Annotated in this window: 11 protein-coding genes and 2 pseudogenes; 7 read left to right on the top strand and 6 right to left on the bottom strand. The window is 67.8% G+C overall.

The window, feature by feature from the left end:
• Positions 1-5: 5 nt before the first annotated feature.
• Positions 6-1,574 carry an acyl-CoA carboxylase subunit beta gene (locus tag ACFY36_RS22145; RefSeq protein WP_499747854.1) on the top strand — a complete coding sequence of 523 codons (1,569 nt, stop codon included), beginning with the start codon at positions 6-8 and terminating at the stop codon, positions 1,572-1,574.
• On the opposite strand, the gene ACFY36_RS22140 is transcribed toward ACFY36_RS22145, so the two are convergent.
• The 3 genes from ACFY36_RS22140 to ACFY36_RS22130 are packed head-to-tail and all read right to left on the bottom strand — an operon-like array spanning position 1,569 to position 3,303.
• A complete protein-coding gene (locus tag ACFY36_RS22140) occupies positions 1,569-2,300 on the bottom strand; it encodes a M50 family metallopeptidase (RefSeq protein WP_499747853.1) in 732 nt (243 codons plus the stop codon). The two genes, ACFY36_RS22145 and ACFY36_RS22140, sit on opposite strands and share 6 nt — an antisense overlap.
• A gap of 24 nt (positions 2,301-2,324) precedes the next feature.
• On the bottom strand, positions 2,325-2,540 hold the full coding sequence (locus ACFY36_RS22135) for a hypothetical protein (protein ID WP_499747852.1): 216 nt from the start codon (positions 2,538-2,540) through the stop codon (positions 2,325-2,327).
• Positions 2,541-2,589: 49 nt separating this feature from the next.
• A complete protein-coding gene (locus ACFY36_RS22130; protein WP_499747851.1) occupies positions 2,590-3,303 on the bottom strand; it encodes a serine/threonine kinase C-terminal domain-containing protein in 714 nt (237 codons plus the stop codon).
• A 40-nt stretch (positions 3,304-3,343) separates the two neighbouring features.
• Here ACFY36_RS22130 and ACFY36_RS22125 point away from each other — a divergent pair.
• Positions 3,344-3,646: pseudogene (locus tag ACFY36_RS22125) on the top strand (hypothetical protein); the annotation flags it as partial.
• 1,162 nt (positions 3,647-4,808) lie between these two features.
• Here the strand turns inward: ACFY36_RS22125 and ACFY36_RS22120 are convergent.
• A pseudogene (locus tag ACFY36_RS22120) lies at positions 4,809-6,144 on the bottom strand (serine/threonine-protein kinase); the annotation flags it as partial.
• Between the two features lie 101 nt (positions 6,145-6,245).
• Between ACFY36_RS22120 and ACFY36_RS22115 the strand changes: the two are divergent.
• From ACFY36_RS22115 to ACFY36_RS22095, 5 genes are all read left to right on the top strand, one after another.
• Positions 6,246-6,443: an acyl-CoA carboxylase epsilon subunit gene (locus ACFY36_RS22115; protein WP_499747850.1), complete on the top strand. Its 198-nt coding sequence runs from the start codon at positions 6,246-6,248 to the stop codon at positions 6,441-6,443.
• Between the two features lie 104 nt (positions 6,444-6,547).
• Positions 6,548-6,976, top strand: a complete 429-nt coding sequence (locus ACFY36_RS22110) for a hypothetical protein (protein WP_499747849.1) — start codon at positions 6,548-6,550, stop codon at positions 6,974-6,976.
• A 47-nt stretch (positions 6,977-7,023) separates the two neighbouring features.
• Complete coding sequence (locus ACFY36_RS22105) at positions 7,024-8,400, top strand: hypothetical protein (RefSeq protein WP_499747848.1); 1,377 nt, start codon at positions 7,024-7,026, stop codon at positions 8,398-8,400.
• A 2-nt stretch (positions 8,401-8,402) separates the two neighbouring features.
• A complete protein-coding gene (locus ACFY36_RS22100) occupies positions 8,403-9,548 on the top strand; it encodes a S8 family serine peptidase (protein WP_499747847.1) in 1,146 nt (381 codons plus the stop codon).
• A gap of 63 nt (positions 9,549-9,611) precedes the next feature.
• Positions 9,612-10,238, top strand: a complete 627-nt coding sequence (locus ACFY36_RS22095; protein ID WP_499747846.1) for a Maf family protein — start codon at positions 9,612-9,614, stop codon at positions 10,236-10,238.
• Here the strand turns inward: ACFY36_RS22095 and ACFY36_RS22090 are convergent.
• Together ACFY36_RS22090 and ACFY36_RS22085 are read right to left on the bottom strand one after the other, a co-directional pair.
• Positions 10,235-10,990, bottom strand: a complete 756-nt coding sequence (locus ACFY36_RS22090) for an ABC transporter permease (protein WP_203768556.1) — start codon at positions 10,988-10,990, stop codon at positions 10,235-10,237. The genes ACFY36_RS22095 and ACFY36_RS22090 overlap by 4 nt on opposite strands.
• 1 nt (position 10,991) lies before the next feature.
• The gene (locus tag ACFY36_RS22085; RefSeq protein WP_499747845.1) at positions 10,992-11,936 is read right to left on the bottom strand and encodes an ATP-binding cassette domain-containing protein; all 945 of its coding nucleotides are present in this window, start codon (positions 11,934-11,936) and stop codon (positions 10,992-10,994) included.
• Positions 11,937-11,956: the final 20 nt, after the last annotated feature.

The following is an 11,956-nucleotide window of genomic DNA, read 5'->3' as shown; positions in this document are numbered from 1 at the left end:
CCACTGTGACGACGCAGCCGGACGCGGCCCAGGCCGACATCCACACCACCGCCGGAAAGATCGGCGACCTCACCCGCCGTACGGACGAGGCCGTGCACGCCGGAAGCGAGCGTGCCGTCGAGAAACAGCACGCCCGGGGCAAGAAGACCGCCCGTGAGCGGATCGCCATGCTGCTCGACGAGGGCTCCTTCGTGGAGCTCGACGCGCTCGCCCGGCACCGCTCGACCAACTTCGGGCTGGACAAGAACCGCCCGTACGGCGACGGCGTGGTCACCGGCTACGGCACCGTCGACGGCCGGCAGGTCTGCGTCTTCTCGCAGGACTTCACCGTCTTCGGCGGATCCCTGGGCGAGGTCTTCGGCGAGAAAATCGTCAAGGTGCTCGACCTGGCCATGAAGACCGGCTGCCCGATCATCGGCATCAACGACTCCGGCGGCGCCCGCATCCAGGAGGGCGTGGTCGCGCTCGGCCTCTACGCCGACATCTTCTTCCGCAACGTGCGGGCCAGCGGCGTCATCCCGCAGATCTCCCTGATCATGGGCCCGTGCGCGGGCGGCGCGGTGTACTCCCCCGCGATCACCGACTTCACCGTGATGGTCGACCAGACCTCGCACATGTTCATCACCGGCCCCGACGTGATCAAGACGGTCACCGGCGAAGAAGTCGCCATGGAAGAGCTCGGCGGCGCCCGCACCCACAACACGCGCAGCGGCAACGCCCACTACCTGGCCTCCGACGAGGACGACGCCATCGACTACGTGCGGGCGCTGCTGTCCTACCTGCCGTCGAACAACCTCGACGAGCCGGCCGTGTTCGAGATGCCGGCCGACCTGTCACCCTCGGACGACGACCTGGCCCTGGACACCCTGATCCCGGATTCGGCCAACCAGCCGTACGACATCAAGAAGGTCGTCGAGACTGTCGTCGACGAATTCCTCGAGGTGCAGCCGCTCTACGCGCAGAACATCGTGGTCGGCTTCGGCCGCGTCGAGGGCCGCCCGGTCGGCGTGGTCGCGAACCAGCCCACACACTTCGCGGGAACGCTCGACATCGCGGCCTCGGAGAAGGCAGCCCGTTTCGTCCGGACGTGCGACGCCTTCAACATTCCGGTGCTCACCCTGGTCGACGTGCCGGGCTTCCTGCCGGGCACGACGCAGGAGTGGGACGGCATCATCCGGCGAGGGGCAAAGCTGATTTACGCGTACGCCGAGGCCACCGTCCCGAAGATCACGGTGATCACCCGCAAGGCCTACGGCGGCGCGTACGACGTGATGGGCTCCAAGCACCTCGGCGCCGACATGAACTTCGCGTGGCCGACCGCACAGATCGCGGTGATGGGCGCACAGGGCGCGGTGAACATCCTCTACCGCGGCGAGCCGGTGGAGAACCGCGCGGCGCGCGTCCAGGAGTACGAGGACACGCTGGCCAACCCGTACATCGCGGCCGAGCGCGGCTACGTCGACGCGGTGATCCGGCCGTCCGAGACGCGGGGCCAGATCATCCAGGCGCTACGGATGCTGCGCACCAAGCGCGAGACCCTGCCCCCGAAGAAGCACGGCAACATTCCGCTATGAGGTGGACGGGAGCCACTGGCCGGCGAGCAGGAAGGCGCCCACCACCAACGCGACCAGATTGACCACCAGGAAGACGCCGACCCAGAAGATCGCCGGCACGTGCGTGACATGGGCCAGCTGGTCGGCGTCCGACTCGGGCATGCGGCCCCGGCGGCGCAGACTCTGGAGCTCGAAGACGGGACGTACGCCTCCGAAGAGCAGGAACCAGACGCCGGCGTAGGCGAAAGCGGCCTGCACCTGGGGCGAGGCGTACCAGGAGACGACGAAGACGATCGCGCCCGTCACCACCAGGGAGACCACGCCGAACAGGTTCCTGATGTTGATCAGCATGAGCAGCAGCAGGACCACGGCCAGCCACAGCAGCAGCGTGATCCGGTTGCCGCCGAGCAGCCACGCCCCGAGCACGCCGACCAGCGACGGCGCGATGTAGCCGCCGAGCAGGGTGAGCATCATGCCCGGGCCGGTGGGCCGGCCCGACGAGAGCGTCAGGCCCGACGTGTCGAACTCCAGCCGGATGCCACGCAGGCGACGGCCGGTCAGCAGCGCGAACAACGCGTGACCGCCCTCGTGCGCGATCGTCACAGCGTTACGGGCGATCCGCCACACCGGGCGGAACGACACGGCCAGCAGGCCGGCCAGCGCGGTCAGCAGCACCAGCAGACCGGGCGGGTCCGGTTGGGCGCCGAGCAGCTTGTCCCAGAAGTCAGTCACACCTTCGATCGACACAGCGCCGAACTGTAGCCGATCACGCTATGCGCGACGTCGCACTACCGCCTTGGCGGGAGCCTCGGAAGGCTTGGCGAGCGTGCGGGCGGCGTAGACGCCACCGGCGAACACCGCCAGCAGGGCGATGATGGCGAACATGGCGAGGGGGCCGATGGTCACGGTCAGCACAACGAGATCCGCGAACCCGATCAGCACCCAGAGTCCTAGGGTGGGCTTACTGCCGTACCGTCGGCAGTTCATGTCGCACCTCCTCGGTGATACGACGTGAACTACCCATTCATCCGGGGAATCACGCCTTCGACTTGAACCCCGCGTAGATGGCCTTAAGGTCGGCCTGCGACGCGTCCCAGTCGTCGGGGCTGACATACCAGTTCAGCGAGTACGCCTGGTGGTCGTTCACGACGAAGTTGCGCTTGACCACGCGCTGCCGGTTGTTGGTGCTGGTCGTGTAGTAGTACTCCCAGTCGGCGGCGTTCTTGAAGTAGCCGTTCACCCGGTCGATCCGGACCTTGTCGTACTTGTAGATGGTGTTGGCGCGGTCCTTCTCCTGCGAGACCCAGTCCTGGTACGCGTCCGGCTCGGGGCTGGTCGTCTGCGACACGATCAGCAGCCGGTTGTTCCACTTGAACTCGATGCCGTTGCTGGTCACCCGGCGCGTGGCGTCCGCCGGCCGCGGAATCTTGAAGCCGGTGGGGTCGGTGTAGAGCGACCAGCCGGCGGGCAGAGCGTTCGCGGCCGGGGTGGTCGGCACCTTGGTGGGCTTGGCGGCGGCGCTCGCCGGCGCCGACGCGGGCGGGGCGGCAGCCGCGGAGGTGGTGGGGGCGGCCGCGTTGGCGTCGGTCTTCCCGTCGTTGTCGTCACCGAAGGCCTGAACGACAAGAACGACGACGAGTACGACGATCAGCAGCACCACGCCGAAGCCGATGGCGGCCTGGCGATAGGTGAGCCGGGTGCCGAAGACGGTGACACCGGGACTGCTCGAATACGACGGCGTGACCGGCATCGGTGTCCACGCCGGACGGTTCGAGCGGTTGACACCGGGCATGGCAGGAATGTCGGAGCTCTTCCGCCGCGGCGGAATCATCCCGGCGACCGCAGTCTTGTCGGAGCCACCCAGGTCAGCGACCAGCTTGGTCGCGTTCTGGTCTTCGGAGCGGGCGGCCTGCGTCTTCTCCCCGGCGGGCGTCGCGGCCGGGGCTTCAGACTTTGCCGCCGCCGGCGTTGCGGGTTCGCCAGTCGCCACGGTTGCCGGCGCCGAGGTCGCGGAACGTTGGGGCGCGGGCTTTCCGGGCGCGGAGCTTTCCGGCGCGGGCCTATCCGGAGCGGAGCTTTCCCGCGCGGGCCTCTCGGGCGCGGAGCTTTCGGGCGCGGAGCTTTCGGGCGTGGGCTTCTCAGGTGTGAAGCTCTCGGAGGCGGCGCTCTCGGAGACGGCGCTCTCGGAGACGGCGCTCTCGAGGGCGGCGCTTTCCACTGCGGGCGCGTCCGGGGAGGGTGCCTCCGAGGTGGGCGGCGACGAGATAGGCGTCCCCGAGGTGGGGCCTCCGGCCTCGGGGCTGGAGGTGGCCGCGCCGGCGGCCTCATTGCTTTGTTCGACCGCGGCGTCGGCGTCTGTCTGGGATGCCGCGGCCTCGGCTTTGCCCGGCGGCGCGGACGTCTCCTCGGCCGGCTTCACGTCGCCCGAGTCGGCACCCTGCTCGTCGCCGGCCGTCTTTTCCTCGGCCGACGCAGACTTCGCCTCCGTACCGTCCTTGTCGGCCGCTGCGCCCTCCGCTGTCGCCGCGGACGTCTGGCCGGTGTCAGCGCCCGGCTTGACGTCGGTGCTCGATCCGGCATCCGCCCCGGACACGCTCTTCGCGTCTTCGGACGTGCTTGTCGCGGCGTTGGACTTGTCCGCGGCAGCCGCGCTCGGCGCAGCCCCGGTCGCACTCGTCGCAGTCTCGGACACGCTCGCCGGAGTCCCGGACGTACTCGTTGCGGTGCCGGGCGCGCTCGGCGCAGTCCCGGACGTACTTGTTGCGCCGCGCGCGCTCGGCGCAGCCTCGGAGACACTCGGCGCAGCCTCGGACGTACTTGTCCCGGCGCCGGGCGCGCTCGGCGCAGCCTCGGACGTACTCGTTGCGGCCTTTGACTTGCTCGCCGCAACCCCGGACGTGCTCGCCGCGGCCGTCGAAGCCGCCGTCGCACTGTCGGATTTAACAGACTTATCGTCATCGGTCTTCGGGGCCGAGTGGGGCGCTGCCTCAACCTTTGACTGCGGCTCGGGTGCGTCGGGCTTCTCGGTCGCTGTCTTTCCGGCGTACCCGGGAAGCTTTGTGACTGGTTTCTTGGGTGGCGGGACGACCGTTGTCGCGTCGATCGGCGGCTTGGGCGCGGGAACCACGGTCGTGGCGTCGATCGGTGTCTTCGGGGGCGGAACGACCGTGGTGGCGTCGGCCGGCCTGTCGACGATGCGCGGCATCACCGTGGTGGCGTCGGCCGGCATCGGCTTCGGCACCACGGTGGTGGCGTCGTTCGCCGGGGTCGCGGGCTTGCCCCGGCGGGCGGCGGCGACGTCGGCCGCGGTGAAACCGGCGTGCCCGGCGCGGGTCGTGCGCGGCGGGGCGCCCTTGGCGGGGTCGGGGCGCGCGGGGTCGGGGGCCGGTCCACGACGCGTACTGATGAAAGCGGTCTTGTCGTCCCGGACCGGCGGACCGTCGACCCGGGTGGCGTCGATGCGCGGCTTGTCGGTCCTGGGAGGGTCGGTGCGAGGCGGCTGCTTGGCGGCGGGGCGGTCGACACGTGTCGGTGTCTCGGCCGGCGGACGGCCCACAGTGGCCTTACCCGGGGTGAAGATCGGCGGCCGGCCGTCGCCGGCCGCCGGACGGCCACTCACCACCGGAGGCTGCGGAGGCGGGTTGGTCGGGCGGACCGGCGGGCGCGGGCCGGGCACGACGGGCGTGGCGCCGGTGTTGGGCATGCCGGTGCGGTCGCGGCCGACGCCCGGGCGGCGCATGGTCGGGCTCATCGGGAAGGTCAGCTTGCCGCGGCGGCCGGCGGCACGCAGCAGCAGGCGCTCGGCCTCCTCCGCGTTGATGCGGTGCGCCGGGTCCTTGCGCAGCAGGCCGTTGAGCACGGGCTTGAGCGGGCCGGCGTTGCGGGCCGGAGGCGGGTTTTCGGTGGCGAGCGCGGCCAGCGTCGCGATCGCCGAGGGGCGGGCGAACGGCGAGGCGCCCTCGACCGCGGCGTAGAGGGTGGCGCCGAGCGACCACAGATCGGCGGCGGGGCCGGCCGAGCCGTCGCGGGCACGCTCGGGTGCGATGTACGCCGGTGAGCCGAGCACGAGACCGGTGCGGGTCACGTTGGGGTCACCGGGCACGGTGGCCAGGCCGAAGTCGGTGAGCACGACCCGGCCGTCGGCGCCGATCAGGACGTTGCCCGGCTTGACGTCGCGGTGCACGACACCGGCCCGGTGGGCGGCGCGCAGCGCGTTGAGCACGCCCAGGCCCATCTCGGCGGCCCGGACCGAGTTGAAGGGCCCCTCGGCGGCGAGCGTGTCCTGCAGTGAGCGCGAGGGGACGTACTCCATGACGATCCACGGGTCGGCGTCGGTGCGCAGCACGTCGAAGACGCGGACCACGTTGATGTTGTTGAGCCGGGCGATCGCGCGCGCCTCGCGCAGCGACCGCTCACGCATCTCCTGCCGCTCGCCGGGCGTCAGACCGGGCGGCGGGACGAGCTCTTTGATGGCCACGTCCCGGTGCAGGACGACGTCTGTCGCCCGCCAGACGCGGCCCATGCCGCCCTGACCGAGCGGCGCGACGAGCCGGTAACGGTCTGCGACGATGAGCGGGGGCGAGGAAGACATCACGGAGAAAATACCCGGTCCTGTCGAGCGACAGCGAATCGATCAGCCGAGTGTGGGATACGTGTCACCGGATCTCCCTGTTGACGTCGTACGCTCGGTCGATGGATACGGAACCGCTGGTCAGCGTCGTGCGCGGCGAACCGACCGATCTTGAGCTGGCCGCGCTGGTCACCGTACTGGCCGCGGCATCCAACGCAGTGGATGGGGAGCAGCCGCCGATCGAGGCGTCGGCGTGGGCCCGGTCCGCACGGCCGTCGATACGCCCGGCCTCCTGGCGAGCCTCGGCGCAACCTCGCTAGATCATCATCCGTCACTGTCCACAGGCTCCCCCGAGGCTGGCGACAACCGACTACGCTCACCCACGCTGGTCCGGTTTTGTTCCGATCTTCGGGGGAGGATGGCGATGATTCCTGAGGAGGATCTCGGCCCCGCGTGGCTGCGCGACTACGGCACGACCGACTTCGGCCAGATCGAGGCCGACATCCAGGCGATGGAACAGTTCGCCGCCAAGCTGGCCGCCAACGTCAAGGACAGCTACGCGCCCCATCTCGAGAGCGTCTCGGCCTCGATGGGCACCCCGTTGTCACCTCTCGACTTCACCTTCGCCGAGCTGGCGTCGTTCCTGACGGCCCACCGCGAGGCGCAGGACGTCACCCACCAGAACGTGTACAACTACGCGAACGGCACCCAGGGCTTCGCCTCGGCCGCGGCCGACATAAGCAAGAAGTACGCCGGCTCCGACGCCTTCTCCCACGCAAAGGTCACCGACGTGGCAAAGGCCTTCGACAAGTACGGCATCCCCGAGACCACAACCGTCGAGGGAGACCTCTGATGCTGGTGGCGGACGGCGGAGGCGGGGGCGGCACCAACTGGTACGCGATGACCGTCGACTACATGCAGACGCTGATCCAGCAGCCCGACACGGCGGCCCACTACGAGCTGCTGACAGGCTGGAAGCAGTCAGCCGACCTGATCACGGAACATCGCTGGCAGGTCCAGAACTACCGAGACAACTTGGCCGCAGTCTGGCCCCCAGAGAAGAACGAGGCGGCGTTCGCCTACTTGGCCCGCCTGGACGAACTGATCAAAAACCTCGACGACACGTACGAGGCAGCAATCGCCAACCACGACGCCTTCGCCTCAGCAACGTTGTCGATCAGCTTGGCCCAGAAAGACATCCAGGCCATCTACGACGAGTACACAAACAACTCCCAATTGCTGAACACGTTCAACGCGCAGCAGTTGCAGGCCCAGAAGGCCGACCCAGGCATAACTTCCACCGAAAAGCCCCCGGTAGCAGACGGCCGCCAGGAGGAGTTGCGCCAGAAGGCAGCAGCCCTACTAAGCACCGTAAGCAGCGACTTGGCTTTAGCTCAGGTCAGCATCAGAACACCAACCCCTTACCAGCCGAAATTTACTGATGACGCTTCGCAGATCAACGACGGCTCCACCTACGTGGCACCGCCTATCCCGCCGATCACGCCAAGCTTCGCCGCCGACAGCTCGGGTGGCGTGTCATCGAGACGACCGGATATAGCTTTCCCAACCAATGCTCCTGCAGTGGCCCCGCCACCGCTAAGCAACCAGCCGGGCGCCGGCGCCATACTTCCCGGGCTAGGCAGTCCGCAACCCGGCCACGGCACCACCCAGCCCGGCCTTATCCTCGGCGGGACGAACCCGACCGTTGTCCCCCCATCGGCACCACCCTCCACCGGGCTAGCGCCTACACCTGGCTTTCAGGGCGGCACGCCGGGGCCTCTGCCGAACCCAGGCCTGCTTACACCGCCAGTCGGGGCTCTTCCGACCGGCGGGACGCCCTTAACTCAGCCTCCAGCGACAGGTGTGGGCCGCGGGATCTCCACCCCACGGGAGGGCGCATTCCGTTCTGGGAGCCCTAACCCAGGCGGTCTCCATGCCATGCCGCCCGGCGGGATGATCGGCGCAGTACCCGGCGGGGGCCTCGGCCAGCCCGGGGCGACTCGCCCAGGAGTGAACCGCATCAACCCAGTGGGCGGCGTGATTGGCGGCGGCCCCGGAACCCGGCCAGGTATACGTGCACTAGCCGGCCCGGAACACATGAGCGGCAGCACTATGCCTTATGGACAGGGCACGCCTCGCCGCTCGGGACGAATGGATAATGACGAGGGAACCCGCTGGGATCCAAATAACCCATGGCAGACAGCTGAGGGTGTAGACCCTGTAGTAGAACCGTCGCGAGAGCGGCGGATCGATCCCGGGCCTGCGATCGGACTCTGACAATGCAACGCAAGTCCGTGGCAGCAGCGTCGGCATTCATTCTTGCAACAGTCACAATCCCTGCGAGCCCAGCAAAAGCTGACAGCTTTCGCAACGACCAGTGGTATTTGAGCACGCTCAAGGTGACTGACGCGCAAAGTATCACCAAGGGCGCCGGGATAAAGGTTGCAGTCGTTGACACCGGAACCTACCCGCACCAGGATCTGAAGAAAAATCTACTTTCCGGGAGAAGTTTCGTTCCCGGAGAGAGCGGAAGCGGTCAAAATGACCGAGCCGGTCACGGCACGGAGATGGCCGCGCTGATTGCCGCCCACGGTCGCGGAACCAACGGGGTCCTCGGCCTCGCGCCCTCAGCCGAGATCCTTCCCGTAAAGATATCCAACTCGAAGAATATCGCCCCGGCAACCGAGATGGCAGCGGGCATGGAATGGGCAATAGACCAAGGTGCAGATGTAATCAATATTTCAGCAGCAATCGGGCCCTCTTTCGACGTTCAAACCGCCACAGCGAAGGCCTTGAAGGAAAACGTTGTTGTAGTTGCATCTGTAGGAAACAGTTCTACGTCCACAATCGTGGGATTCCCCGCAGCGATGGACGGCGTCCTTGCGGTCGGGTCCGTGGGCAAGAACGGAAAGTATTCCTCCTCGTCACTCAAAACAACTAAAGTGACGATCTGCGCTCCCGGCATCGACATAACGACTGCTGAGCCTAAAAGCCGATACGTCGATATTGGTGGCACGTCGCCAGCAACGGCCATTGCCTCCGGCGCCGCAGCGCTAGTCCGGGCTAAATTTCCTCAGCTCTCGGCTGAAGAAGTTGTTCACCGGCTTACGGCCACTGCTGATGATATCGGGGCGCCCGGGCGGGACAATGAATGCGGCTTTGGGCGACTCAATCTAGTGAAGGCGCTCACCGCTGACGTGCCGCCCCTTGAAGGTGAAGCCTCGGCGGCGCCCACCACCGCTGGTCCTGCCACTGTGACGAGCGCCCCTGGGGGCGCTGCCAGTGCTGTGGGGGCCGCTCAACCTCAAGCTGACGAAGCTGGGAGTGGGCGGGGGCTTCTCTTCGGCGGGATTGCCTCTGTTGTGGCGCTTGGTGGTGCTCTCCTCTTCGTTCTTCTTCGGCGGCGGCGTGGTCGTGGGGTCTAGGTCTGTGGGGGAAACGCCGTGCGGTGTGCTGCTTCGTGGGTGTTTGACTTGTAGCCTCGGGGCGTGCAGAAGGAACAGGACATCGCGTATCGGCTGATTTTGGCATCTGCCAGTCCGGCTCGGCGGCAGCTTCTTGCGGCGGCCGGCATTCAGGCCGATGTGATGGTCAGTGGGGTGGACGAGTCTGTCGTGGAGGCCGAAGACGCCTCCTCGCTGTGCCTGGCCCTTGCCCGCATGAAAGCTCGCACCATCGCCGCCCAACTCAACGCTGATCCCGGTGTTGTCGTACTCGGGTGTGACTCTGTTCTGGCCTTTGAAGGTGAGATCTTCGGGAAGCCGGCCAACGCCGACGAAGCCACCAAACGGTGGCTCCGGATGCGCGGGCGGTCCGGTGTGCTTCATACCGGGCACCATCTGACCAGCCTTGTCACCGGTAAGCAGGCCGAGGCCGTCGGCACCACCACCGTCTATTTCGCTGACATCAGTGATGACGAGATCCAGGCCTACGTCGCCAGCGGGGAACCCCTGCATGTCGCCGGGTCCTTCACCCTCGACGGGCGCGGCGGAGCATTCGTCGACCGGATCGAAGGGGATCCGGGCAACGTCATCGGGCTTTCGCTGCCTCTGCTCCGCACGCTCCTCGCCGAGATGGGCGTTCCGATCATCGCCCTGTGGAACAACGCGGACTAACGGACGCTCCGGGCGAACTCCCGCGCCGCCCACGCCACCGCCGCTACTGCCAGCACCGCCATGATGAGCAGGCCCTGCCACACGTCCGGTGCGCCCAGATCGCCCCGGAACAGGGCCCTCGTTCCGTTCACCGCCCACGAGAACGGGTTCCAGTCGGCTATGCCCTGGAGCCAGCCCGGCGCGTACGTCAACGGCAGCAGGATGCCGCTCAGCAGCAGCACCGGCTGGGCCACCGTGTTCATCAGCGGCGCCAGCGCGTCCTCGCTCTTCACCACCAGGGCCACCCCGTAGCTCAGGGCCGAGGTCATCAGGGAGATCAAGGCCAGCATCAGGTACGCCAGCAGCAGGTTGCCCAGGAACACCCGCAGGTCGAAAACCAGGGCCAGCAGCGTGATGATCACGGCTTGGGCGATCAGTGACACCACGTCGCGCAGCGACCGGCCCAGCAGCAGGGCCAGGCGGCTCACCGGCGTCACCCGGGACCTCTCGATCACGCCCGCCCGCAGTTCGGCGATCAGGCCGAAGCCCTGGAACAGGCCGCCGAAGATGGCCAGCAGGACCAGCAGACCGGGTACGAAGATTTCGTACGCCTCCGCGTTCGAACCCACCTGCAGGGCCGGCTTCAGCAGGGGCGCGAACAGCAGCAGGTACATGACCGGCTGGAAGACGCCCACGAAGATCCAGACCGGGTTGCGCAGGAGGAGCTGCATCTGCCGGTTGAAGATCAGCGATGTGTCGCGCAGCAGTTTCATGTCAGTTCTCCCGCAGCGATCGGCCGGTCTTGGTCAGGAACACGTCGTCGAGGCTGGGCCGGTGCAGTTCGATCGTGCCCAGCGGAACCGACGCGGCGTCCAGAGCGCGCAGAATCTGCGGGATCGCCACGGCGCCGTCCTCCACGTACAGGCGCACGTTGTCCTCGTACGTCTCCAGCTTGTAGGAGGTCAGTGCCTGCGCCGCGGCCGCCACCGCATCCACCGGCAGGCCCACCCGGACCACGTCGCCGGAGATCTCCCTCTTCAGGCCGGCCGGCGTGCCCGAGGCGACGATCTCGCCGTTGTCCATGATGGAGATCCGGTCGCAGAGCGCGTCGGCCTCGTCCAGGTAGTGGGTCGTGATGAAGACGGTCATGCCCTCCGCGCGCAGCCGTCGGATCTCGTCCCACATGTGGGCCCGGCTCTGCGGGTCCAGTCCTGTCGTCGGCTCGTCCAGGAAGACGACCTTGGGCTCGTGGATGATGCCGAGCGCGATGTCGACGCGCCGGCGCTGGCCGCCCGAGTACGTCTTGCACTTCCGGTCGGCGTACTCGCTCAATTGAAAGCCCTCGAGCACCCGCTCGGCCCTGACCAGAGCATCGGCCTTGCCGATGCCATAGAGCCGGGCCTGCAACACGAGCTCTTCCCGGGCGGTCGAGTCGTCCCAGGTGCTGCCGCCCTGCGCGACATATCCGATGCGCCGCCGCACCTCGCCCGGGTCGGCCCGCAGGTCGGCGCCGGCGATCGTGGCGGTGCCGCCGTCGGGCTCGATGAGCGTGGCCAGCATCCGCAGGGTGGTGGTCTTGCCGGCCCCGTTCGGGCCGAGGAAGCCGAAGATCTCGCCCTCGGCCACCTCCAGGTCGACACCGCGGACGGCCTCGACGGTCTTCTTGTCGCGCCCTTGGCGCGAGATGAACGACTTGCGCAACCCGCGAGTCTCAATCATGCGGGCAGCGTACGACGGTC

Origin of the sequence: Actinoplanes sp. NPDC000266 (genome assembly GCF_042899005.1) — a bacterium.
Lineage (GTDB): Bacteria > Actinomycetota > Actinomycetes > Mycobacteriales > Micromonosporaceae > Actinoplanes.
The sequence above is the reverse complement of the archived record's forward strand: the minus strand, read 5'-3'. Positions and strand labels throughout refer to the sequence as shown.

Bases quoted from the DNA above. Each gene is read 5' to 3' on its own strand.
- ACFY36_RS22135 (WP_499747852.1), bottom strand. From the start codon at position 2,540: ATGAACTGCCGACGGTACGGCAGTAAGCCCACCCTAGGACTCTGGGTG.
- ACFY36_RS22130 (WP_499747851.1), bottom strand. From the start codon at position 3,303: ATGCCGGTCACGCCGTCGTATTCGAGCAGTCCCGGTGTCACCGTCTTC.
- ACFY36_RS22115 (WP_499747850.1), top strand. From the start codon at position 6,246: ATGGATACGGAACCGCTGGTCAGCGTCGTGCGCGGCGAACCGACCGAT.
- ACFY36_RS22110 (WP_499747849.1), top strand. From the start codon at position 6,548: ATGATTCCTGAGGAGGATCTCGGCCCCGCGTGGCTGCGCGACTACGGC.
- ACFY36_RS22105 (WP_499747848.1), top strand. From the start codon at position 7,024: ATGACCGTCGACTACATGCAGACGCTGATCCAGCAGCCCGACACGGCG.
- ACFY36_RS22100 (WP_499747847.1), top strand. From the start codon at position 8,403: ATGCAACGCAAGTCCGTGGCAGCAGCGTCGGCATTCATTCTTGCAACA.
- ACFY36_RS22090 (WP_203768556.1), bottom strand. From the start codon at position 10,990: ATGAAACTGCTGCGCGACACATCGCTGATCTTCAACCGGCAGATGCAG.
- ACFY36_RS22085 (WP_499747845.1), bottom strand. From the start codon at position 11,936: ATGATTGAGACTCGCGGGTTGCGCAAGTCGTTCATCTCGCGCCAAGGG.